Origin of the sequence: Streptomyces sp. NPDC053541 (genome assembly GCF_044544705.1) — a bacterium.
Lineage (GTDB): Bacteria > Actinomycetota > Actinomycetes > Streptomycetales > Streptomycetaceae > Streptomyces.
The window spans coordinates 14,580-36,701 of record NZ_JBITXM010000012.1 but is presented as its reverse complement, the minus strand read 5'-3'; the positions used below and the strand labels follow the sequence as shown (position 1 = coordinate 36,701).

19 protein-coding genes and 2 pseudogenes are annotated in these 22,122 nt (G+C 73.0%); 12 read left to right on the top strand and 9 right to left on the bottom strand.

Features of this window, described 5'->3' with window-relative positions; genetic code table 11:
* Positions 1-42 precede the first annotated feature (42 nt).
* Together ACIGW2_RS28705 and ACIGW2_RS28700 are read right to left on the bottom strand one after the other, a co-directional pair.
* Positions 43-393, bottom strand: coding sequence for a hypothetical protein (locus ACIGW2_RS28705; RefSeq protein ID WP_356073604.1), 351 nt, complete (start codon positions 391-393; stop codon positions 43-45).
* A gap of 376 nt (positions 394-769) precedes the next feature.
* Positions 770-1,873: a helix-turn-helix domain-containing protein gene (locus tag ACIGW2_RS28700; protein WP_399846908.1), complete on the bottom strand. Its 1,104-nt coding sequence runs from the start codon at positions 1,871-1,873 to the stop codon at positions 770-772.
* 203 nt (positions 1,874-2,076) lie between these two features.
* Here ACIGW2_RS28700 and ACIGW2_RS28695 point away from each other — a divergent pair, with 203 nt between their 5' ends.
* Positions 2,077-2,703, top strand: coding sequence for a hypothetical protein (locus ACIGW2_RS28695; RefSeq protein ID WP_399846906.1), 627 nt, complete (start codon positions 2,077-2,079; stop codon positions 2,701-2,703).
* Between the two features lie 47 nt (positions 2,704-2,750).
* Here the strand turns inward: ACIGW2_RS28695 and ACIGW2_RS28690 are convergent, their stop codons facing one another.
* Positions 2,751-3,239 carry a hypothetical protein gene (locus ACIGW2_RS28690; protein WP_399846904.1) on the bottom strand — a complete coding sequence of 163 codons (489 nt, stop codon included), beginning with the start codon at positions 3,237-3,239 and terminating at the stop codon, positions 2,751-2,753.
* A gap of 63 nt (positions 3,240-3,302) precedes the next feature.
* Here ACIGW2_RS28690 and ACIGW2_RS28685 point away from each other — a divergent pair, with 63 nt between their 5' ends.
* Positions 3,303-3,827 (top strand): hypothetical protein, encoded by a 525-nt coding sequence (locus tag ACIGW2_RS28685; protein WP_399846903.1) that lies wholly within the window; start codon positions 3,303-3,305, stop codon positions 3,825-3,827.
* A gap of 183 nt (positions 3,828-4,010) precedes the next feature.
* Here ACIGW2_RS28685 and ACIGW2_RS28680 read toward each other — a convergent pair whose 3' ends face one another.
* A complete protein-coding gene (locus tag ACIGW2_RS28680; protein ID WP_399846902.1) occupies positions 4,011-5,042 on the bottom strand; it encodes a hypothetical protein in 1,032 nt (343 codons plus the stop codon).
* A 534-nt stretch (positions 5,043-5,576) separates the two neighbouring features.
* Between ACIGW2_RS28680 and ACIGW2_RS28675 the strand changes: the two genes are divergently transcribed.
* Both ACIGW2_RS28675 and ACIGW2_RS28670 read left to right on the top strand, forming a co-directional pair.
* Positions 5,577-6,689, top strand: a complete 1,113-nt coding sequence (locus ACIGW2_RS28675) for a hypothetical protein (protein ID WP_399847164.1) — start codon at positions 5,577-5,579, stop codon at positions 6,687-6,689.
* Positions 6,632-7,090: pseudogene (locus ACIGW2_RS28670) on the top strand (transposase); the annotation flags it as partial. The gene ACIGW2_RS28675 and the pseudogene ACIGW2_RS28670, both read left to right, overlap by 58 nt.
* A 213-nt stretch (positions 7,091-7,303) precedes the next feature.
* On the opposite strand, the gene ACIGW2_RS28665 reads toward ACIGW2_RS28670, so the two are convergent.
* Positions 7,304-7,825: a hypothetical protein gene (locus ACIGW2_RS28665; protein WP_399846901.1), complete on the bottom strand. Its 522-nt coding sequence runs from the start codon at positions 7,823-7,825 to the stop codon at positions 7,304-7,306.
* A gap of 162 nt (positions 7,826-7,987) precedes the next feature.
* On the opposite strand from ACIGW2_RS28665, the gene ACIGW2_RS28660 reads away from it, so the two are divergent.
* Both ACIGW2_RS28660 and ACIGW2_RS28655 read left to right on the top strand, forming a co-directional pair.
* The gene (locus ACIGW2_RS28660; protein WP_399847163.1) at positions 7,988-8,797 is read left to right on the top strand and encodes an aminoglycoside adenylyltransferase family protein; all 810 of its coding nucleotides are present in this window, start codon (positions 7,988-7,990) and stop codon (positions 8,795-8,797) included.
* Positions 8,798-8,933: 136 nt separating this feature from the next.
* Entirely contained in the window at positions 8,934-9,254 is a 321-nt protein-coding gene (locus tag ACIGW2_RS28655) for a hypothetical protein (RefSeq protein WP_399846900.1), read from the top strand.
* Between the two features lie 94 nt (positions 9,255-9,348).
* Here ACIGW2_RS28655 and ACIGW2_RS28650 read toward each other — a convergent pair whose 3' ends face one another.
* Positions 9,349-9,684: a hypothetical protein gene (locus ACIGW2_RS28650; RefSeq protein ID WP_399846898.1), complete on the bottom strand. Its 336-nt coding sequence runs from the start codon at positions 9,682-9,684 to the stop codon at positions 9,349-9,351.
* 474 nt (positions 9,685-10,158) lie between these two features.
* Between ACIGW2_RS28650 and ACIGW2_RS28645 the strand changes: the two genes are divergently transcribed.
* The 4 genes from ACIGW2_RS28645 to ACIGW2_RS28630 all read left to right on the top strand — a co-directional run bounded on the left by ACIGW2_RS28645 (position 10,159) and on the right by ACIGW2_RS28630 (position 16,706).
* Positions 10,159-10,782, top strand: coding sequence for a hypothetical protein (locus ACIGW2_RS28645; RefSeq protein ID WP_399846896.1), 624 nt, complete (start codon positions 10,159-10,161; stop codon positions 10,780-10,782).
* A gap of 105 nt (positions 10,783-10,887) precedes the next feature.
* Positions 10,888-11,454, top strand: coding sequence for a hypothetical protein (locus tag ACIGW2_RS28640; protein ID WP_399846894.1), 567 nt, complete (start codon positions 10,888-10,890; stop codon positions 11,452-11,454).
* 2 nt (positions 11,455-11,456) lie between these two features.
* The gene (locus tag ACIGW2_RS28635) at positions 11,457-15,467 is read left to right on the top strand and encodes a hypothetical protein (protein WP_399846892.1); all 4,011 of its coding nucleotides are present in this window, start codon (positions 11,457-11,459) and stop codon (positions 15,465-15,467) included.
* A 24-nt stretch (positions 15,468-15,491) separates the two neighbouring features.
* The gene (locus tag ACIGW2_RS28630) at positions 15,492-16,706 is read left to right on the top strand and encodes a tetratricopeptide repeat protein (protein ID WP_399846891.1); all 1,215 of its coding nucleotides are present in this window, start codon (positions 15,492-15,494) and stop codon (positions 16,704-16,706) included.
* Positions 16,707-16,740: 34 nt separating this feature from the next.
* Here ACIGW2_RS28630 and ACIGW2_RS28625 read toward each other — a convergent pair whose 3' ends face one another.
* Together ACIGW2_RS28625 and ACIGW2_RS28620 are read right to left on the bottom strand one after the other, a co-directional pair.
* Positions 16,741-17,151: a RidA family protein gene (locus ACIGW2_RS28625; RefSeq protein WP_399846890.1), complete on the bottom strand. Its 411-nt coding sequence runs from the start codon at positions 17,149-17,151 to the stop codon at positions 16,741-16,743.
* 117 nt (positions 17,152-17,268) lie between these two features.
* Positions 17,269-18,006: a dienelactone hydrolase family protein gene (locus ACIGW2_RS28620; RefSeq protein ID WP_399846889.1), complete on the bottom strand. Its 738-nt coding sequence runs from the start codon at positions 18,004-18,006 to the stop codon at positions 17,269-17,271.
* Between the two features lie 260 nt (positions 18,007-18,266).
* Here ACIGW2_RS28620 and ACIGW2_RS28615 point away from each other — a divergent pair.
* A pseudogene (locus ACIGW2_RS28615) lies at positions 18,267-20,282 on the top strand (PEP/pyruvate-binding domain-containing protein); the annotation flags it as partial.
* A 151-nt stretch (positions 20,283-20,433) separates the two neighbouring features.
* Complete coding sequence (locus tag ACIGW2_RS28610) at positions 20,434-21,336, top strand: hypothetical protein (protein WP_399846887.1); 903 nt, start codon at positions 20,434-20,436, stop codon at positions 21,334-21,336.
* A gap of 69 nt (positions 21,337-21,405) precedes the next feature.
* Here the strand turns inward: ACIGW2_RS28610 and ACIGW2_RS28605 are convergent, their stop codons facing one another.
* Entirely contained in the window at positions 21,406-22,059 is a 654-nt protein-coding gene (locus ACIGW2_RS28605; protein WP_399846886.1) for an FMN-dependent NADH-azoreductase, read from the bottom strand.
* Between the last annotated feature and the right edge of the window lie 63 nt (positions 22,060-22,122).

Below are 22,122 nucleotides of genomic sequence, written 5' to 3'. Positions count from 1 at the left end.
AGGCCCGGCGCTGCCCGGCGGCGGTGTCGTTCAGCGTCGACCTCAGTTCTCGAGCTGGAGGCGCACCTCCGCGGTCTTGGTGCGGGGGAACGCCATGTCGAAGTTGCTCCGCGCGCCCCAGCCGCACGCGTCGGCGCTGTCGTGGCCCCCGTTTCCGGCGTGGGCGAAGACGAAGGCGCAGTCACCGTCGGCGCGGGTGTCCTCGACCCAGCCGTAGACCTTGAGGGTGTTGCCGGAGCAGCTGAGTGTCCAGTGGGCCTTGGCGCCGGGGATGACGGGGGAGGCGGAGGAGGGACACGAAGCGGCACTGGCCGGCCCGGCGGCGGTCAGAGCGAGCCCGGCGGCGAGCGTGGTCGCGGACAGGGCGGAGACGAGTGTCTTGCGCAGGCGCATGGCATTTCCTTGTCTGTGGGGGGAGGGAAGAGGACGGGGTCACGCTGCGGCGCCCGGCGGGATCCCTTCGCTGGGCTCCTGGCGCGCGGTGCCCGGTGCGCGGCGAACGAAGCGGGCGGGGCGAAGTGCAGCGCGGCGGACCACGCACGATGTTCGTGATCACGAACGCAGGAATAGCGCGCTGCACAGTGGCGGCGTGGCGCATGCGCGGGGTGAGTCAGTCTCCTGGGTGAACGCTTTCACCGGGGAAACGATCAGTCGCAGGACGCGGTCTTTCCGGCACGGCGGCGGGGCCGGGCGCAGGCCGTGGTGCTTCACGCTCAGGCCTGACCAGACCGGACCGGCGATCCGGGGCACGCGCCGTCGAACGGGCGGTTCAGACCACAGGCCGCCGCGCGGCACGGGAACTGGCGGCGGTCGCCTGCTCTCCCGCCGACGACGTCGCCAGCGCCGTCCCGAGGTCGGTCCTCGCGTAGCGGACGACGCGACCTCGGCGGTGTCGATCGACCAGACCGGCCCGGAGCAGAATGCCGAGGTGGTACGACACGGTCGCGCTGCTCCAGCCGGTTCTCCGGCTCAGCTCGACCGTCGACGAGGGCACGTCGAGTGTGGTCAGCAGCGCGGCCCTGGTCACGCCCACGAGTCCCGTCAGGGCCGATTCCGCCGCGCTCACCACGCCCGCCACCCGGTTTCGCTCTCCGAGAGCGCCGGTGCCGCGCGCCCGGTAGAACAGCACCGGTGTGTGCGGACGTTCGGCGGCGAACAGCACGGGACCGACGTGCGTCGTGGCCGGCACGAAGAGCACCCCTTCGTCGGCCCAGTCGATGATTCCGGAGTACGCGCGCTCCAGTACGAGCTCGGTGCCGGTCCACCGCATGCGCTCGCCGAGATCGTCGAGCACCGCCGCCGCGCCGTGTGCGGCCATCCGGTCGGCGCGGTCGCGGATGTCGGCGTCCAGGACGGCGCGCACCCGTGGCCAGTCCGGCGCCAGTACGGACTCGAAGAGGGTCGCCATGGCCTCGGCGGCAGCGTTCGCCACGGCGGCGCCGCCGTCGCGTGCCACCTTCGCGAGCGCCGGGGGCATCGGACGCCGCCACCGCTCGTAGGCCGCCTCACTCCCGTGCAGCGCGCGGACGTGCGGCCACACACGCCGGCCCCGGATCGCGACGTCGAGCTGGTAGTCGACCTCCTCACCCGGCGTCGCCGCGATCCGGGCAGCCACCTCCGGCATCGACTCGCCGTGGCGCGGCACAGGCGTCAGGAAATCCGGGGCGTAGCTGTGATCGGAGGGCACCAGCGCCTCCAGCAGCGCCAGTTGCCCCGGTGGGAGTGCCCGCCGGGCCCGGGCGTGCCACGCGCGGGCGTGAGCGGCCGGATGCCGGCCGCGGTGCCGCAGCACGCCGAGAACCTCCATGGCCGGAGACGTGCCGAACCGCGACCTGCTCCACGCCCGCGCGTCCAGCCGCACCCTCATCGCCATGCCGAAAGTGTCCCATCGCCGCCGCGACGGGCCGATGGATTCGAAGGGACTCGAATGCATGGCCGCCTCCACCGCTCCCACCGGATGGTGATCCGCGTCCCCGTCACCACCACCGAGGAGGCACTTTGAGCTCCACCCGAACGCCCACGAACGCCGACCGCAGCCGTCCTTCCGCTCCCGTCAGCCGACGCGGCATCGTGCGCATGGGCACCGCCCTGGGCGCGATGGGCCTTCTGGCCACCGCCACGCCGGCGTCGGCGGCCGGCGAAGCTCCGGACGACAACCCCGCACTGCGCAAGCCGATTCTGGTCGGCGCCAATCCCGGCCTCCAGCTCTTCGACGCGTCGGGCTCGTGCACGGCCTATCTCTCCACCTGGCAGGTCCAGTGGTCCACCCGCGGCGCGGGGAACGCCCTCGTGCTCTGGCGGCCGGACGGAGTACGGGTCGTGGGGGAGGACCCGAACCTCGCGCTCTGGCTGGCCGATCACTTCGTACGCCACTTCCCCGAACTCGACGGCCTGCCCTGGTCCACCCCCCGGTTCCACCGGTCCACGGTCCACGTCCGGCTCGACCTCGCGTCCGGCTTGTACGCCCGGGGCGGAGGCATCGACGTACACATGGCCGAGGTGCTCGACCGGCGCGCCTTCGCCACCGACCGATTCCCGCTGGCCGGCGTCGACCACAGCCTGAGCCTGGTGTTCGCACCCTGCGGAAGCGCCCGAGCCCTCGTCGACGGCCGCCCCCAGCCCGGCGCGATCACCCGGGGAGGAACCCCCGACCGCCCGTCGTCCTCGGCCTTCCTCGCCGCCGCCGAGGTCTGGCGCGCCTGACGACCAAACCTGCACGCCTGCCTGCCCCTCCCTTTTCGCTTGGCTGCCTAGACGGACCAGCGGGGAGGGAGGCCCGCTCGATCACGCCAGAAGTCCGCGTCGCGAGGGTCGTCGAGCCATCCGACCAGACGCTCGGCACCTGTTTGGAACGCGTGCGGCAGCGGGGTCTCCTCGTCGACGGCGAGGCGGAGCGCGTCGACGCCATGGCCGGCGTGATCCGTGTCACACCAGCAGGCCACGTTCACGGCCGTGTCGACAGCGAGCTGTCCGAAGTCCGTCCACACGACGTGGAGCTGGAACTCTACGTCATCGCCTCGGCCCCGACGTTGGACGACATCCAGGCCGAGCACGACGGACGTCCAGGGTTGCGGGCCCGGGAAGATCGCGTGATCCGGTGTCCAGTCCCACCCGGCCCTGTCTCCGTCGGCGCGCGTCGCGTCGACGGCGCGGGCGGTTGCTTCGAGGGATGCCACGTCGGCGGGCGACAGGTGAGGGAACAGCCGGTTCAGAGGCGCGTCGTCGAAGGTACCTCGCATGAGGCATTCATACCTGAGCAGTTCCCCATCACGGGTGTCAGTAGTGGGTCATAGGCTGCGGCCATGGAATCGTTGATCGCTGCCATTCGTGAGCAGGAGGAAGCCGCTCGTTTCCTCGCTTGGCCGGGTGACTTCGACCTTGACCTCGGTGATCACGGCGAAGAAGTCCACCTTGCCTCAGGAGCCGCACTCGAGGGATTCGCCGGCGACGGTGCCGGCGGCACGTTCTTCTTCTGCGGTGAAGGCGGGGAGGAGCGACCGATCCTCTACGCCGACTCCGAAGGAGGCTCGGCCCTGGTCGCGATCGGCCTGCACGAGCTCGTGCGGCTTCTGCTGGTCGTCCCGTGGTGGCGTGCCTGCCAGGCATTCACGGAGGAGGAGGGACACCGGCTGGAGGCTGAGTACCTGGAGGACATGCCGGGCCTCTCGGCAAGCAGAGACCGCGCTGCGGAAGCCCTTGGCCTCGATCTTCCGGGTCAGACCGAGGCCTCGACTCGCCTGAAGGAAGTGGCGACTCGGCTGGGGCGGGACTTCGTCCTGATCTTCACGCCGGAGGGACACAGCTACGATCCGCTGTTCACGGCCTGAGAGGCCGTGGTCCTACCGATCGCGGGAGGTCGACCGGACGGGAGTCTTCTTCGGGTGATCGCGGTCGCTGCCGGGCGGGCGCGAAGGCCCGGTCGGCCTGACGGGCGATCTTGCGCGCTTTGACCGGGAACCGCCGCGGTTGCTCATTGATGGCCGGCGGGGAGCTGACATTCCGGCACCCGGCTACGTGGGTCCCTCCGTTGCCGTGGCGCTGGCACAGATGGGGCGGGTGCGGGCGGCGTAGGAGCGTGCGGCCACGATGAGGCCGATGCCCAGGCCGGCGAATGCCAGGCCGCCGAACTCGGCAAACCAGGTGATCCCCGAGCTGGTGGTGAACGGCGGGGACGGCTCGATCTCGGGCAGCACACCGGCAGCCATGAGCGGGGCCATGATGAGGAGGGCGGCCCCGTACATCGTCAGGGGGATACCGGTCAGCCAGGCCGGGATCAACGGCAGCAGGCGCGGGACGCGCCGTCCGGACAAGAACAGCGTCCAGCGGGGGAACACCTGCCCCCACGCGTGCAGCAGCCCCAGCAGCAGGAAGATCCCGGCCATCGCGGCCAGCACGGTCACATCGATCCCCGCCGCCGCGGTGGCCTTCGACGGCCCCGACGCGCCGACGCTCGTCGTCCTCTGCCAGTCATCGCCCGCGACGCCGAGCGCGTGGCCGCCCAGCGTCCAGATGGTCTTGGCTCCCGCCCACGGGAGGAGTCCGAGCATGAGCAGGTACACCGCGACGCGGGTCCGCCTCGGGGCTCGGGAGGCGGCTGGGTGCGCGAGCGGGCCGTCGGCTGCGCCGGCGTGCGGCCGCCCGCATCGCGGGCAGTCTCCGCGCAGCCGTCGGTGGTACGACAAGCCGACGAGCAGCAGGAGGGCGGCGCCGGCCGTGTTCAGCAGCACCTGGGCCAGCCCGGTGGCGCTCTCGATCCCCGAGAGCGTCGCAATCGTCACGAAATAGATCGGCAGCCCGTTCGTTCCCACGACGAACACCGGGAGCGCCACGATCAGCGCCGCCGCTACCGCAACCCGGCCGAGCCCGGCGAGAGTTCGGGTGCTGGCCAGGCAGGCGCCGCCGGCCAGGAACGCGAGGGCCGCCAGGAAGAGCTGGACCCCCGGCGCGTACGCGGAGTGCTCCTTCCACTGCACGGTGGTGCCCGTCACCGCCCAGGTGACCTCGACAGCGGCGTACAACGCGCCCCACACTGCAGCGACCACGGGCGCCCACACAGGCCACCGCCGCCACCACGACATCCGCCCCGGGCTTGTGGTCGATGGCTCAGGAACGCCACCTACCTCCGAGTTCGCAGGAACAGCCACCGTGACCCCCGTATATCCGGATTGCCGACGCTCCAAGATTCCGCGTCACCCGCGCTGATCACATCCACCCCACGGATCATCCGGCCTCCCCCACGTGGGGGAAGCCGGATCGTGAGTGTCAGCCTGGCCGGACGATGACGGTGCGGTGCGCCGGCCGTTGTCGTAACGATCAGGGCGCTCGCCGATCGAACCACGTCACTGACCGTCGATCACGCTCGCCGTGTGGGCACCGGGGCGAGGACATCACCCGGCATGAGTGCGCCCCACGCACATGAGCCGCATTCCCACTTCGGAAGGCACCCGGCACATCGAAGCCGAGAACGGTGACGCTTGGCATCGTGGCGACGCACAGTCCGGCGTGGCGGAGGAAAACACGTTGGATGGTCCGCCGTCTTGCTGCGAGGATACGGCCGCTTTTCTCGCGGAGGATCATTGATCGTTTTTCTGTGTGCCGGGTGCGGTGCCCGGCTGACCGGCCCGCTGTCCCAGGTGGAGCTGCCGGTGCACGCCCACCAGAAGTACGGGAACGGGATCCAGCTCCCCGTCCTCATGGAACCGGGCACGTTCGCCGTGGAACCGGAGCCGTGGGGGCACCCGTGGCGGAGGTGGGACGAGGTCGACCCGGACGAGGCGGCAGCCCGGGGCATCTACGCTCCGGTCCACGCCGTGTCCGACGGCCCGGCCGGCACCGTGGTCCTCGCGCCCGGGGATGCCCGCGGCACGGTGCTGGTTCCGGAGCGGGCCGGCGGCTACTGCTGCGGTCTCGCCTGGGGCGACGGCCCCAACCTGGCTTGCGAGGCGTGTGGCCACCCGGTGGGGAATCGCATCGACGACTGCTCGCTGTGGCAGGCGGTCTGGCTCGATCCGGACGCCGTACGCCGCCTGCCCGTCGACGACGCCGAGGCCGAACCCCCCATCCTCACCTGGACGGAACTGCTCACGAAAGGGCCGACCACGCCCCCGAGCGCGCCGAAAACCCGATGGGGGTCATTGCTCGCGGTGGATCCCAGGTGGTCGTGGAGCCCGCAATGGGAGGCGGCGGTCGGCCGCGCACTGGCCCACCTGCTGGCCGCCTCGGACGGCCGGCCGGTGACGGTCCCGCAGGGCCTGGCCGCGGAGGTCTTCCAACGCGCCCTCGACGCCCTGCTGCCCGCGGTCCCGCCGGCCCGGCGCGCGGTTCTGGCCGGACCCGGACTACCCACCCGCGATGCCGACGCCGACATCGTCATCGTGCCCACCCACCCGCAGACGGGAGAGCTCTGGAACCCGTCCGGCCAGGCCGCAGGGGCATACCCGGTGCCGCTGCCGTTCGGGGTGTGGAGGTGCATGGCCTTCCCCGAGCGACACCTCGGCTTCCCCATGTCGGGAACCATGCCCGACGGAGTTCTCCGCGACGACCCACCCACGCCACGCCCCTACGAACGGTTCCATGCCGATCCGGGAACCTTCCAGGACACGCTGGTCCGGTTGCCGGCCGTCCGCAGTCCGTGGCTGCGCGAGATCCTGGACAACCTCACGCACCACCAGCAGGCCCGTCTCTTCTAGGCCGTGTATCGAAAGCGGATCCGGGGACTGTAAATGATCACGGTTCCTGGGTCGGGGAGATCTCACAGACGAGCAGTGGGCGGTGGATCTGCAGAAGGAACCGCCGGGTGTTCACCGAGCCCGATGATCACGGACTGGGTCGCTCGCGCGGCGGGTTCACCACCAAGCTGCACCTGGCCGTCGCACAGGGCCAGAAGCCCATGTCGACCGTGATCACTGCTGGGCAGCGCGGTGACTCGCCGCAGTTCGAACCGGTGCTGGAGAAGGTTCGCGTGCCCCGCCTCGGGCCGGGCCGCCACGGGTCAGCCCGAACCGGGTCCGCTGACAAGGCGTACGCCTCCCGCAAAAACCGGGCCTACCTGCGCCGCCGCGGGATCCGCTACACCATCCCGGACAAGGCCGACCAGGCCAGCAACCGCCAGAAGCTCGGCTCCCGCAGTGGCCGGCCGCCGCGCTTCGCCCCGGTCGACTACCGACAGTGCCAGGCGGTCGGGTATGGGATCAACCGCCTCAAAAACGACGTGCTGTCGCCACGCGCACCGACAAGCTCGCCGTCCGCTACGAGGCGACCGTGCTGGTCGCGGCCATCAGCGAGTGGCTATGACCTTGGGCCGTCACGCGGTGGGATCCACGTTCCATGCCGCAGGAAGATCGCTGCCGCAGAAGACGCAGACGAAGTCGTCCTCACGGACGATGTTGCGCTCCTGGCAGTCGGGGCATCTCCGGAACACCACCTCGTGGGTGAAGCCGGATGGCCGCCGGAGCTCTGCAGCGTCCAGGGCGCGGGCGACTTCCGCCCAGAAGGTGACGTCCGGGCAGTAGCCGGTGGACTGGTTGCTGACCTCGCTCACGGTCCACCGGTCTGCCTCGCGCATGAAGCTGATCTCACCAGCGCTCAGGACCATGTCTCCGCCGGCACAGGCCACGTGCTCACTCCGGCGCGGCGCCAGTCGAAGCACACCGTCCGCGCCGACCACGAAGGTGAACGGTTCGGCCAGCTCCACCGCCGATCGCTCCACGATCCAGCCGTCGAAGTCAGCCGCCGACCCGATACGACGCCCGCCGTCACCAGGCCGGACCGCGGCCTTCAGCTCGACCGGTCCGACATAGCGATAACTCCGCCCCCACCCAGTCACGTCAGCCAACCTAGAGCACTTCCGACACACGCCGTAGGTCAGTCTGCGAAATGCCGGTCACAGCCACTCGTTGACGGATGTGACCAGCGCAGTCGCGTGACGGCGGACCGCGAGACCTGCGACGCCGTGCCGTCGGGGCGGCCGGCGGGAGACACTGGCGCGATGAATCAGCTTCAGGAGACCGCGGCCCTGGTCGGCCGTGTGCTGGGCCAGGATGCCATCGGCGCCTACCTTCACGGATCTTCCGTCGTCGGCGGCCTCATGCCGGCCAGTGACGTGGACGTGCTCGTCGTCTCCCGGCGCTCGATGAGCGAGCGGCAGCGCCGGGACCTCCTCGGCGGACTACTCGCAACCTCCGGCTCTCGGAACAAGGCCCGCCCGATTGAGCTCACCGTGGTTGCCCAGTCCGAGGTCCGGCCATGGCGATACCCTCCGACCTGCGACTTCCTTTACGGGGAGTGGTTGCGCCCCGCATACGAGGCCGGCAAGGTTCCCCGGCCGGAACCCATGCCCGACCTGGCGCTGCTGATCACCATGGTGCTGACCGGAGACCACCCACTGACCGGCCCGCGGCCCGCACAGGTCCTCGATCCCGTCCCGCACTCCGATCTGATCCGGGCCGGCGTGGCGGGCATTCCCTGCCTGCTCGACGACCTGGAAGCCGACACCCGCAACGTGCTGCTGACCCTCGCACGCATCTGGACCACGCTCGCCACCGGCCACATCAGGTCGAAGGACGCCGCTGCCGACTGGGCCCTCGCCCAGCTCCCGCCCGAACACCGCCCCGTACTGGAGCATGCCAGGCACCTCTATCTCAACTGCCGCTACTCCGACGAGAGCTGGAGCGAGACGCTGCGGGCCCACGTACGTCCGCATGTGCACCACGTGCTCGCCCAGATCGACCGGCTGAGGTTCCGGAGCCAGACCTCTTGCGCGGGGTGGGCTGATCCGATGTGTGACGAGATGCCATAGGGGACATTCGGGTGGGATCCCTCCCGTACCGCAACTGACCACGCTGCCTCCGGAGTCGTCTGGTGCAAGTGGCATCACGACCAAGGAGGCACCAGTGAACGGTTTTCAGGGTTTCACCTCGAGCACCTCTGGGCTGATGGACCTCGACCTCGACCCCTACCGCTTCCCCGCCGCATACGTCGACGACCTGCCCGAGCTGACTGAGCTGCCCGAGCCGACCCCGACCGTCTGCGGAGTCATCGAGCGCGGCGACGACCCGCTCCCGGCGCCCGACCCGGCGAGCCGCCTGTTCCCGGCCCTCGAACCGGCCGACCGTCGGCGCCTGGACCTGCACGCGGCCCTCACAGCAGCGGGGATCGCGCCCCGGCCCGGCGACCTGGACGCCATCGAGGCCCTGTGCCGGCTGGACGACACCACCCACGCCGCGCTGCGCCGATGGATCAACCACACGGTCTGAGCCGCACCGGCCGGGGCGAATCCACAGGGCCCGCTGCGCGGCACGCCATGGCCTCCACGGGCCCGGCAGTCCGGCTCACCTTCCGCGGGAGGCCTCAGGCCTCCCGCGGGGGCCTGAGCGCCAGAGACCGTCGCCGGCACCCGGAGGGGTAAAGGTCCTTGCGGGTGATCACCGAGACGAGGATCTCGTCGCCCAGGTACCTGGGGATCGCGACGTCGCGCCGGGTCAGGCCGACCTCCTCGATCATCTCGTCGTGACCTCCGACGGGGACGAGCGACGCATGTCCGGGATCGTCTCCGCGGTCAGGGTCGGCGGGATCCGGTCGGCGAGAGCCGCGAGAGCGCAGCTTCGCCTGCCCGGGGCCGGGGCTTGGCTCCGGCACTTCCTCGATGCGCACATCCTCCTTGCCGTGGAACCGTGCTGCCTTCATGTCTCGCCCTTTCTCCGCGGCGACCGGGATCGCCGGTCGCCATCGCCGTGGTGGTCCGCCTGAACCGCCCGGCAGCGCCGGCAAGCTCCCCCGACGCGGTCGTCAGGCGGCGGCGCCCTCGGCCGGAGACCTTGCGTTCCCCGCCCCGACCGCGGCGCCCACCCCAGCCTCGTGCGCCCCGCTCGTCGCGGGACACCGCCGGACGCGGCGGATCCCGGAGATCTGATCCGCCATGTGCGCGCCCGGGAGGACGACGAGCCCGACGGCGGTGCGGCGCCTGTCTGCGCAGCGGGCTCTACCCCGAGGACTCCGCCTGGCAGACCGCGCGCGACACCCTGGCTCCCGGTCTCGGCCGGATCGAATCCAAAGAGCGGGCCTGAAGGAAACGAGAGTGCCTGGAGACAACCGGGCGGGGCGCGTCCCCTCCCGCTCCCCGCAGCCGTGCTTGTCAGTGACGGGTGGCAGGATCGAGAGGTGCTGATCAAGGGTTACGGATCCGGTCCGCTGGTGCCGGGTGAAGCGCTGCTCGGCCTGCCGGGTTTCTGGTCGAACCACCTGCTGTCGATGTGCGGCGACGGCGGGTGCGTCGAGCGCTCGGTGCCGGAGTGGTTCGGTGAGGACAGCGCGGATGCCGACGCCCTGTCCGAGGTCCTCTTCGATCCGGAACGCTGGCCGGTGTTCAGGGCGCCGGCGCAGGACGGGCCCGGGGCCGTGGTGGTCTACCGCAACCTGGACGGGGAGTACGGCACCGACTACCTCCTGACCCGTCCGGACGGCGGCCCCGCCGAGCGGATCGCCTCCTGGGACGTGGACTTCGCGGGCACGGGGCTGACCTGGCGCGAACTGCTCCGGATCGCCGACAACCCGTCCCTCACGGCCGAAGGCGCCAGCGACCCGGCCACCCGTCTCCTTCTGCTGCTTCCGCTCCTCGCCGACCCGGACATGCCCGAAGCCGCATCGGCACGGCTGATCGCCGCCCTTGCCGAGGTCGGCGCACCACAGGACACCGTCTCCACAGCGGCGGAGCACCTGCTGGGACACCTCGCGAGGCGATCCCGGCACGACCCGGCGTGGGCGTCTCCCCTGAGCGGTGGCTGAGAGGTGACCGAGCCGGGCCGTGTCGGCCTGCTCGGGCTAACCTGGTCGTAGGCAAGGGTAGTTCGGAACTGACCGGCTCCTCATGGGGCCGCACCAGGAGGACGGATGCTGGCCGAGGAGTTGGCGGCGCTTGCCGGCGCGGGGGCGACCGCGCTGATCGGAGCCATGGCCACCGACGTGTGGCAGGGGGCCCGCAGCCGGGCCGTACGGCTCTTCGGGCGGGGCGGCGAGGCGCCGGACAGCGCGATCGAGGCCCGGCTCGACGAGGACGCCGCGCTCGTCGGCGGCGCGGAGCCGGGTGGGGAGGCGGACGAGATCCGGGCGGAGCTGATGCCGGTATGGCGGCGCCGGCTGATCCTGCTGCTTGAGCGACACCCCGAGTACGAGGCGGACTTGCGGGCACTGGTCGACAGCGTCCGCGGCGAGCTGCCGGACGGGCGGCAGGTGTGGACGCAGCAGAACACCGCGCGTGACCATGGCACCCTCTTCGCGGTCCAGGGCGGCAACCTCCACTACCACCCGGCGGCGGACGGACGCGTGCCGCCGCCCGATGACCGGGACGACCGCGGCGACAGGGGCGACCGTGACGCACAGGCCGCCCAAGACACCCAGGACGCCCGGGGCGGCCAGGGTGACCGCGGCGGCAGGGGCGGTACGGGCGGGGCCCGCTGACCGTGGACCTTCCCGACGAGGTCCACCAGCAGGTCCACGCCGTCGCCGGCTTCGCCTACGGCGCGGTCGGCGCCGACATCCACGTCTTCGGCGACGGCACCCCCGTCTACCTCCTCTACGCACGCGACACCCACGGCCGCGCCGATTCCCTGCGCAGGGACTCGGCCTGGCTGCGCGCCCAGCCCAGCCGCATGCTCGACGCCCGCAGCGAGATCGTGGAGTTCACCGGCCGCGAGGCGGAGCTGGCCGCGCTGCGCGCATGGCGTGACCGGCCCGTCCGGTCGGCCGTGCGCTGGCTGCACGGACCCGGCGGCGCGGGCAAGTCCCGCCTCGCCGCCCGCCTCGCCGCCGAGAGCGCGGAAGCCGGCTGGCTCGTCGTGGACGCCGTGCACGGCACCGACACCTACCCACCCGCCCAGGGCAGCCAGGACCTCCGCACCGACCACCGCACCGGCGTCCTGCTCCTCGTCGACTACGCCGACCGCTGGCCCGACGCCCATCTGCGGTGGCTCTTCCACAACGGGCTGCTCCTCGGGAAGCTCCCGGCCCGGGTCCTCCTCATCGCCCGCTCCGTGCGGCCCTGGCCCGCCCTCCGAGCCCAGCTGACACGACAGCGGCGCGCCACCGACCTCTCCGACCAGCCCCTCGGCCCGCTGACGGGCCGACAGTACGGTGAGCGCCCGCGCATGTTCGAGGCCGCCTGCCGCGGCTTCGCCGCCCACTACCCGGACCCGGCCGCCCTGGCCGCGCTGCGCCCGCCGTACGAGGACCTCGCCCGCCCCGACTTCGGGCTGACCCTCGCCGTGCACATGGCCGCCCTCGTCGCCGTCGACGCCCGGGCGACCGGCCGGGAACCACCGTCCGACCTCACGGGCATGACCGCGTACCTCCTGGACCGCGAACACGCCAACTGGCGTCGGCCGTTCGACGAGGACGATCCCACCGGGCAGCCGGCCGGCCGATTACCGGGCTCCGACGACCGGCACGCCGTCGACCTCGCGCGGACCGTCTTCACCGCCGTGCTCACCGGCCCGATGGACCGGGCGGACGCCCGCCCGCTGCTGGACCGGCTCCTGCTGCGCACCCCGGTGGACGGTCTGCTGAGCGCTCACGCCGAGCACTACCCGTCCAGCGACCCGGCGGCCGCCCGCGTGCTCGAACCGATGCTGCCCGATCGGCTCGCCGAGGACTACCTGGCCCTGACCCTGCCGGGCAGCCCCGTCAGCGCCTATCCCAGCGACCTGTGGTCCGTGACCGCCGTCGCCCGCATCCTGCAGCGCGAGACCGGGAACGCGCCCGCCTGGACCCCCCGCTCCCTCACCTTCCTCCTCGCCGCCGCCGAGCGCTGGCCGCACGTCGGCCCCGCCGTCCTCTTCCCGCTGCTGCGCCGCGACCCGGCCCTCGCCGTCCGCGGAGGCGACGCCGTGCTGGGCGCCATCGCCGCCCTCGACTCCCTCGACCCCGACATCCTGGAAGCCATCGCCCCCTTGGTGCCCCGAGGAGACGTACGCATGGGTGCGGGCGCGGCAGAACTCGCCGCCCGGCTCACCGCCGGCCGGCTCACGCGGGCCGAGGACCCGGCAGGCCGTTCCCGTATCCACGCCGAACTGTGCTCCGCCCACCTCAGGGCGGAGCGCCGCGCCGAGGCGCTGTGGCACATGGAGGAGGCCGTACGCCTCGCCCGGGAGGCCGCCGAACGGGACCCGGCGCACCTGGAGGACTACGGGGACGCCCTGCTCAACCTCGGCGGCCTTTTCACGAAAGAGATCCCCGTGGCGCGACGGATCGCGCTCATCGAGGAGGGGATCACGCTGATGCGGGCGGAGGCGGAACGACGGACGGCGGAAGCGAGGCAGCGGGGCGAGGAGCGGCAGGCGGGCGTCGGGGGCGAGACCATCGAGGAGCGGGAGGACCGGGAGGAGCCGGGGGCGGCTGCGGGGGCCGTGGGGGCCGGGGACGGCGCGAACGGCGAGGAGAAGCGGCGACTGGGCACCGTCCTCGGCGCCCTGGGCACCGCGTACGGCCGCCTGGCCGTCGCTCACTGGCAGGCCGGGGACCTGCCGCGGGCGCACGCCGCTTTCGCACAGGCCGATCAGTCCTTCGCCGACCTGCTGGACCACGACCCCTTGCTCTGGTGGGCCATGTCCTCCGAACAGGGCCTCGTGGAGACGATCAGGGGAGGGGTGCTGGCCACCGAAGGCCGTTCCGACGAAGCGGTCGAGCCTGCCGCGACCGTCGTGGCGAACGCGCGCCAGATGGCCGAGCTCAACCCCGCCGTCCACGGGCGCGACCTGGCCTTCGCCCTGTCCACGCAGAGCGCCTTCCTGTGGGAGGCCGGCCGCCGCACCGAGGCCGTCGGCCCGCTGCTGGAGTCGCTCCACCTCTACCGCCAGCTCGCCGAGGTAAGCCCTGCCGAACGTCGCGCCCTCCCCGCACGGATCGACGCGGTCGTGGGCCGGCTCATCGAACTGGACCGGCACGCGGAGGCGGTCGTGCTCGTGGAGGAGTTGCTCGCGCTCCAGCGGGAGCGTCTGGCCGCCCTCGGGCCCGAGGACGGCGACGAGGCATCCGAAGCCGCGTTCACCGCCATCCACAGGGCGCGGTACTACCTGCGCGAGCGGCGCGGCGCCGACCGGCTGCCGTGGGGCACTCCCGCCGAGATCGACGCGGAGGCCGAGCGGCTGGTGGAGGCCTCCGACGCCGCGGGGCTGTGGGACCTGATGCGCGCGGTCCCCGCCCCCGACGCGGTCAGGATCGCCCACCGGCACGGCCCCGACCACTGGGTTCCCGCCGAGGACGGGCCCGGCAGATCGGCCGCGCTACGGCTCGCCGCCCGCGGCATGCGGCCGCGCGCCGCCGAGCGGGCGGCCCGGGCCGCGGCGGCGCGGGCGGTGTGGCGGCTGCCTCGCGGCGGCGGTCCCGGCGCCCCGGAGCGGGTGTCGTTCGCGCCGGGGCGGCCGTCGGTGATGGCTTGGGAGACGGGGGAGACGGGGGAGACGTGGGAAACGGACCGTGCGGGCGGGCAAGCCCGAAGCGGCCCGTACGCCACCCGGATCGACGTCCACGACATCGACGGCCGCAGCCTGCTGTGGTCGGCCGAGCACTTCAGGACCGGAACGGAGCCGGTGGCCTGTCTCGGGCCGGACGCCGTCCTCGCCCTGCGCGCGGGCATCCACCGGGACCTGGCCGAGCTCGTCGTGTACCGGCCCGGCGGACGGACGGAGTTCCTCGCGAACGGCCCCGCCCTCGTGGACGCCCGGATCCTCGCCACGGCCACCGGGTTCGTCGTCCTGCCCTGGGGCGTGCCCATCGCCCTGGTCGCGGAGCGGGGCCGGCCGTGGCGCGAGGTCGACCTGGTGGACCTGGGGCTGGGGCGGGGCTGCACGCAGCACGCAGTCGACCCCACCGGCCGGCGGATCCTGCTCGCGGGAGGCGACCGGGTGGTCGTGACCGACGCCGCACTGCAGCCGGTCTCCGCCGAAGCCCTGTGGCGGACACCCGAGGGCCACGGGCCGGTGGACGCCGCGGTGTTCCTCTCGCCGGAGGAGGTGGTCACCTCGGCGTCGACCGGCGGCCTCTACCTCTACGAGCAGGAGGCCGGCCGGACCCTGCTGACCGCCAGGTCCGACGCCCCTCGGATGGACCACCTGTTCGCCGTGCCGGCGTGGCGGCTGCTCGGCGGCCGGGCGGTGGACGAGGAGCCCACGTACCCCCTGACCTTCGACTCCGTGGACCTCGCCCCGGTGACCGTCCCGCGCCCCCTCGCACGTCCCTCCGGGCACGGGCCACGGACGGTCACCGCCTCCCCGGGAGGCCGGTACGTCGTCCACGGCGACGAGGTGCACGACCTCGGCCTGCCGCTCTCCTTCGCCGGCCGGCCGGTCGCCTCGCTGACCCCGGCCGACAAGGCGGCCCTCGACACCTTCCTGACCGACCGCGCCGCGGCCCCCGCGGTCCCCGCGGCCGTCCGTGAACTGCTCGCACTCGTACGGGACCTGGCGTCCGCCGACTGACCCCCTGCCACCGGAGCGAGGAGAGTGACCGCGTTGCTGTTCCGCAAGAAACGCCCCCGGAACACCCCTACCGACCCGCCTGGACCGAAGGACGCGGCGGGCCCGGCGGAGTCCGCCGGCCCGGACGAGGCCGTCGCCGACGCTCCGTCGGAGCCGCTCGATCTGCGCCTGGACGAGCAGGACGACAGCCCCGTGATGCGCCTGACGCCCGACTACACCATGGAGCGGCTCGACGAGCTCGCCGAGATGGAGCGTCAACTGGGCCCGGGACACCCGGACGTGCTGCGGGCACGCAACAACTGCGCGACGCTGCTCGCCGCCTGGTCCGTCGCGGCCCCGCCGGGCGACACGAGGATGCACGACCGGGCGATCTCGCTGCTGGAGGTGAACCTCGCCCACCAGGAGGCGTCCCTGGGCCCGGACCACCGCGACACGCTGACCACCTGCCAGATGATCGGACAGACCCATCGGACCGCCGGCCGGCCCGAGCGGGCCATCCCGTACCTGGAACGGGCCCTGGAGGGCCGCCGGCGCCTGGCGGGCGGGGAGGACACGGACACGCTGACCTCCCGCGAAGAGCTGTCGGACGCCTGCGCCACGGCCGGGTTGACCGACCGGGCGATCGCGCTCCTGGAGGAGACGGTGGCGGCCGGCGGGCCGCTGCTCCCGCCGGGCGGCGACACGGTACGCAACCGCAAGGTCAAGCTGTTCGACGCCTATGACAAGGCGGGCCGGAGGGCCGAGGCCATCGCTCTCTGCAAGGAGATCATCTCGGACCGCGAGCGGTTCTACGGCCCGCACCACCGCGACGTGTACGTCTGGGTGGACAACCTCGCCCACCTCCACCACGACGCCCGGGACCTGGACGCGGCCATCGCCTGTTACGAACGGGCCATCGCGGGCCTCGAGCAGATCCACGGCCCGGACAGCAAGGCCATCTCCTACCGCTACCACAACCTCGCCATCGCCCATCTGGACAGCGGCCACCCCGACCGCGCCATCCCGTACCTGGAGGCGGCCCTCGCGGCACGCGAGCACTCCTTGGGCCCCGACCACGTCAAGACCCTGGACTCCCTGGTCGCCCTGATCAACGGACTCGACCAGGCGGGCCGGATCCCCGAGGCCGTCGAAGCGACCGAACGGCTCGTCGCCGCGCTGCTGCGCCTCGGCGGCCCCGACCATCCCAAACTCCCCGAGATACGGGGCTATCTGGAGGAGCTGCGCAGGCTGCTGCCCTGAGCCACGCGCCGAGTACAGGAGGCGGCCCGCCGGCTCAGGAATCGAGCACGGCGGCGACCGCTTCGATCTCCACGAGCTGGTCGTCATAGCCGAGGACGGTGACGCCCATCAAGGTGCTGGGCACGTCGTGGTCGCCGAACGCGTCCCGTACGACCTGCCATGCCGCCACCAGGTCCTCCCGCCGGTGCGAGGCGACGAGAACGCGGGTGCTGATGACATCGCGGAGAGACGCGCCGGCGTCCGCCAGAGCGGTCCGCATGTTCTCCACGGCGTGGGCCGCCTGCCCCGCGACGTCGCCGACGGCCGCGGTGGAGCCGTCCTCGTTCAGGGGGCAGGCTCCGGCCAGGAAGATCAGCCGTGACTCGGCCGGGGCGGTGGCCGCGTAGGCGTACTCCGCGACGTCGGACAGGGAGGCGGAACGAATCAAGGTGACAGCGCGCGGCATGGGCTTCCTTTCGCGGCGGTTCCGGGACACGGTGGACCTTCTCAGAGAGCCGGCTCCGCGCTCGACACATTTTTCGCACGTCTTCAGGTCTCCAGGTCTTCAGGCTGTTCGCCTGGGTCAGGCGCCCGGACCTTCAGCCAGGGGCAGGGACTCGGCGAGCAGGTCGAGGATGTCGCGCCAGGATCGCCGCGCGTGCCCGGGGTGGTGGCCGACCCCGGGGACCGTGGGGTGGTCGACGGGCGGGTGGTGGAAGGCGTGGAGGGCGCCGCCGTAGACGGTGAGCCGCCAGTCGACGCCCGCGCCCTGCATTTCGGTGGTGAACGCGCTCCGTTGCGCGGGCGGCATGATCGGATCCTCCGACCCGACTCCGGCCCACACCGGGCAGCGGATGTGCGCTGCCTCGCCCGGCCGGCCCGTGACGAGTCCGTTGACGGTCCCGATCGCGCGCAGGTCGACCCCGGCGCGCCCGAGTTCGAGTGCGACGGCGCCCCCGGTGCCGTAGCCGATGGCGGCGATCCGGCCGGGATCGGTCCGCGGTTCGGCGCGCAGCACGTCGAGTGCCGCGCGGCCGATGCCCCGCATCCGGTCGGGGTCGGCGAGCAGGGGCATGCAGCGGGCCAGCATCTCCTCGGGCTCGGCGAGATAGCGCCCGCCGTGGAGGTCGAAGGCCAGCGCCACGTACCCGAGTTCGGCGAGGGCGTCGGCCCGGCGGCGCTCGACGTCGCTGAGCCCCATGCCTTCCGGCCCGATGAGCACCGCGGGCCGGCGACCGGTTCCGGCGGGGAGGGCGAGGTGCCCGGTCATGGTGAGGCCGTCGGCGGGATAGTCGACGGTACGGGTGGTGATCGTCGTCATGGGGCCGGACTGTAGTGATCGGCGGGCCCGGTTCGGCCGGTGTTCTGCCGCCGGCGGAACGGCACGTGTGCCTTCGCGGCCTGTCCCCGCTGCCCGTTCGGATCTCCTGACGTGCGACGCCGTCCGCCTCGGGGGACGATCGCGGCTACGCGGCACGGCTGCGTGACATCGGACAGCGCGGACGCGGAGGCGGGCCGGGAACGCCGAAAGCCCTGGCCGTGTCGGACGCCGGCCCGGACGTCGGGAAAGAGGGAGCAGCGATGGGGTTCGACGCCGACCGTCTGGCCGTCGTACCGCTGGACGACGCACTGGCCCGGGACATCGCCGTCACGGGCGCCAAGGCGGCGCACCTGGCCCGGGCGACCGCGGCGGGGCTGCCGGTTCTCCCCGGGTTCGTCCTCGTCCCCACGGAGGCGGCGGCCGGCAGGGCCGCGGGCGAGGAGGCCATCCGCCGCGCCTGGCGGGAACTGGCCCGCGCCGACGGCCCGGGCGAGCGCGCGCTGGTGGTCCGGTCCTCCTCGGCGTACGAGGACACCGCCACGTCCTCGATGGCCGGCCGTTTCACCTCGGTGCTGGACGTACGGGGGTGGGAGGACTTCGCGACCGCCGTGCAGACGGTACTGGAGTCGGCGCGGGGCGTTCCGGTGCCGGCGGCCGACGAGACCGAAAGGGCCGAAGGGGGCGACGGGGGCGACGGGGGAGGGGAAACGGAACCGCCCGGCGGCATGGCCGTCCTCGTCCAGCCGATGCTGCGGTCGGTGACGGGCGGGGTGATGTTCGGTGCCGACCCCGTCGAGGGCCGGACGGACCGGATCCTCGTGAGCGCGGTCAGGGGCGGCCCGGACCGGCTGGTCGACGGCAGCACCCAGGGGGTGCGCTACCAGCTCACCCGCCTGGGCCGGCTCGTGGACACCGATCCGGCCGAGCCGCGCTGCGGACGACTGCTGTCGCGGCGGCAGATGACCGCCCTGGTCCAGCTGGCGAAGAAGACCCGCCGCGAGTTCGGCGGCCCGCAGGACATGGAGTTCGGCTTCGGCGGCGACGGCACGCTGTGGCTGTTCCAGTCGCGTCCGATCACCGCGATGACCGTCCAGCCGCCGCGCCGGGCACGATTGCTCGGCCCCGGGCCGGTGGCGGAGACGCTGCCCGGTGTCCTGCAGCCCCTGGAGGAGGACCTGTGGGTCGCGCCGATGGCCCACGGTCTGACCCTGGCCCTCGATGTCGCGGGGGCCGCCCCGCGCCGGATGCTGCGCAGCGTGCCGGTGGTGCGGACCGTGGACGGGCGGGTGGCGGCGGATCTGAGGCTGCTGGGCGTGGTGCCCTCCGCGCACCCCGTACTGCACTTCATCAACCCGATGCCCGGCGCCCGCCGGGCGTCCGCGGCCTGGCGGGTCGGCAGGCTGCGGGCCGCACTGCCGTTGCTGGCCCTGGACCTGATGGCCGACGTCGACCGCGCGCTCGCCGATCTCCCGGTGCCCCAGGTGCTGCTGAGCGGGCAGATCCTGGACGCCGTCTCCTGGGGGCGCACCGTGCTGTCCGCCCTGCACGCACAGGAATCGCTCGCCGGCGCCCTGCTCGGCGCCGGATCCGGTGTCACGGCGGCCGGCGAGGCCCTGGCGACGCTGGCCGAGGGCCGGGCGCGCGGCGCCGGTGACCGGGAACTGCTCGCGGCGCATCCGGTCCTGCTGGCATTGCTCCCGCCCACGCTCGGCGAGCCGGGCCGGCTGCCGGAACGCTCGGTGTGGACCGGTGTTCCCCGGGGTGTGGGGGCGCTGCCGGTCCGGGAAGGGCTGCGGCTGCGCATCCGCTGGGTGCAGGAGATGCAGGCCCGGATGCTGCGCGAGCTGGCCGACCGCCTCCAGCCGGGCGAATGCCGCATCGGGTTGTCCCGGCTGGCGTTGCTGCGGTGGGAGGAACTTCTCGGCACGGCCGACGGCGGCCGCCTCCCGGCCGACCTCGGTGCTCGCGCACCGCGCCCGGACACCCCGCCCCTGCCGGCGGTCTTCCGGCTCGCGGGGGACCGGCCCGTCGCCCAGAGCGCGCCGAGCCGCAGAAAGCCGGGGGAGGGGCAGGGCGCCGGCGGCGGAGTGGGCGAGGGTACGGCGTGGGACGGGCGCGGCGAGCGGCCCTGGGACGCCGTCCTGGTCGTCCAGGCCCTCGATCCGGCCATCGCCCCGTTGCTCCCGGGACTGCACGGGCTGGTCGCCGAGACCGGCAGCGTCCTGTCCCACCTCGCCGTACTGGCGCGCGAGGGCCATGTCCCCACCGCGGTGGGCGTGCCCGGCGCGGTCCAGCGTTTCCCGCCCGGCACGAGGGTCGTCGTGCCGGGCGCAACGGCGCGGTCGAGACCTCCGACAGCACCCCGCCGCCGGACCGGTCCGACCTGCCGGACCGCCCGGCCGGGGCCGAGGACGGAGGGGACGGGGCATGAAGTACGTGGGCTACCTGCTCGGCGGGGTCTTCGCCGGATACGCCGCCTACTACGTGGTGGCGTACCTGTACCGGTGGGAATGGCACCGGGCGCTCATGTCCGGGATCCTCCTGCTGGTGATGGAGGGCTTCCTGGTCTGTCTCGTCCTGCTGAACCGGATGTCCCGGCTGCAGCAGCGCGTGGAGGCGTCCGAGGCCCAGGTGGAGGAGGTCCGCAGGCGCCTGGAACAGACCCGGCGGCCCGAGCCGGGCCGGTTCCGCTGGATGGACGGGGAACGTCCCGGCGGCGAGAACCGTACGTACGTCTTCGTGCCGGTGCTGATGATGGCGGGTGTGGTGCTGTCGGGCGCCGCGTTCGTCATCCAGAAGATCGCCGGGGCCACGGCCCGGCCCGCCATGGAGCGGCGCCTGGCCGGCCGGCTCGCCGCTCTCGCCGCACCGCCGGAGGCCCTCGGCGGGTCCGTACGGCTGGAGGACCGGCCCGCGGTACCGCCGGCCCGCCGGCGACGGACCTGGCTGACGGTGGCGGCGGCGCTGGCCGGCGGTGTCGTGGCGGCCGTGCTGTTCACGGTGCTGGCCGACGCGACCCAGACCCGGCCCGAGCGGCGCCCCGATTCCGCGGCCAGCACCGTCGTCTTCCGCATCGAGATGCGCGGCGCCGCGAGCCCGCAGGACCTGCGGCTCGCCGCCGGCGACCTGTGGGAGAGCTGCCGCCGTTCGACCGCGGCACGCAACGAGCGCGCCGCGCTGAGCCGCCTCGAGGACACGGTGTACGCGGCGGTGATCCGCCCGGCCCTGCCCGCACACGACCTCATGCGGCTGCGCGGCTGCATCGAGGACGCCACCACCGAGCGCGCGGCGGCCAGGGTGCTCGGGGAGGGCCAGGCGGCTTCCGGCTGAGCCGAGGCCCGGGACGGCGCTGTCCCGGGCCTCGGGGCCCGATCCGGGACTCGGGTCCCGGGCGCCGGGTCAGGCGCTGACGCGCTGGGCGACCGCCTTGCCCTTGATGGCGGCGTCCTGGTGCGCCTTCTCGCGCGAGGCCTCGAAGAGCGGGATGAGCTCGGCCATCGCCGGGTTCGTGGGAGCCAGGGTCAGCTCCGGGACGATGAAGTCCACCTCGAAGCCGAAGCCGGTGGCGAGGATGGACTCCAGGTAGTTCTGGACGTGCTCGTGACCCGCGCGCGGCGTGCCCGGGGCGTACGAGCCGCCGCGGCTGGCGACGACGGTGACGGGGGTGCCCGCGGCGGACGGGTTCTCGGTGAAGGCGGTGCGGCCCGCGATGATCACCTGGTCGAGCCACGCCTTGAGGGTCGAGGGAATCGCGAAGTTGTACATCGGGGCGCCGATCACGATGGCGTCCGCCTGCTCGATCTCCTCGGCGAGCCGGGTGCGCAGCGCGAAGGCGGCCTGCTGCTCGGGGGTGTGCTGCGCGGGGTCGCTGAAGCCGGCGGTGACCGCGTCGCCACCGAGGTGCGGCAGCGGGTCGGCGGCCAGGTCGCGGTAGATCACCGTGCCGTCGGGGTGCTGCTCCTGCCACGCCTGGCGGAACGCGGCGGTCACCTGCCGCGAGGAGGAGGCGTCGAGCGGGAAGACGGACGAGTCGATGTGCAGAAGCGTGGCCATGGGTGGTGCTCCTCGGGAAGGACGTACCGGCAGGGGTGCGCCGGCGTGGGCAGAGCGGTCCGT

Coding starts and splice junctions, on each gene's coding strand:
- ACIGW2_RS28640 (WP_399846894.1), top strand. CDS start 10,888: ATGCTGGCCGAGGAGTTGGCGGCGCTTGCCGGCGCGGGGGCGACCGCG.
- ACIGW2_RS28610 (WP_399846887.1), top strand. CDS start 20,434: ATGAAGTACGTGGGCTACCTGCTCGGCGGGGTCTTCGCCGGATACGCC.
- ACIGW2_RS28620 (WP_399846889.1), bottom strand. CDS start 18,006: ATGACGACGATCACCACCCGTACCGTCGACTATCCCGCCGACGGCCTC.
- ACIGW2_RS28660 (WP_399847163.1), top strand. CDS start 7,988: ATGAATCAGCTTCAGGAGACCGCGGCCCTGGTCGGCCGTGTGCTGGGC.
- ACIGW2_RS28650 (WP_399846898.1), bottom strand. CDS start 9,684: ATGAAGGCAGCACGGTTCCACGGCAAGGAGGATGTGCGCATCGAGGAA.
- ACIGW2_RS28695 (WP_399846906.1), top strand. CDS start 2,077: ATGGGCACCGCCCTGGGCGCGATGGGCCTTCTGGCCACCGCCACGCCG.
- ACIGW2_RS28605 (WP_399846886.1), bottom strand. CDS start 22,059: ATGGCCACGCTTCTGCACATCGACTCGTCCGTCTTCCCGCTCGACGCC.
- ACIGW2_RS28700 (WP_399846908.1), bottom strand. CDS start 1,873: ATGGCGATGAGGGTGCGGCTGGACGCGCGGGCGTGGAGCAGGTCGCGG.
- ACIGW2_RS28655 (WP_399846900.1), top strand. CDS start 8,934: ATGGACCTCGACCTCGACCCCTACCGCTTCCCCGCCGCATACGTCGAC.
- ACIGW2_RS28685 (WP_399846903.1), top strand. CDS start 3,303: ATGGAATCGTTGATCGCTGCCATTCGTGAGCAGGAGGAAGCCGCTCGT.
- ACIGW2_RS28625 (WP_399846890.1), bottom strand. CDS start 17,151: ATGCCGCGCGCTGTCACCTTGATTCGTTCCGCCTCCCTGTCCGACGTC.
- ACIGW2_RS28690 (WP_399846904.1), bottom strand. CDS start 3,239: ATGCGAGGTACCTTCGACGACGCGCCTCTGAACCGGCTGTTCCCTCAC.
- ACIGW2_RS28705 (WP_356073604.1), bottom strand. CDS start 393: ATGCGCCTGCGCAAGACACTCGTCTCCGCCCTGTCCGCGACCACGCTC.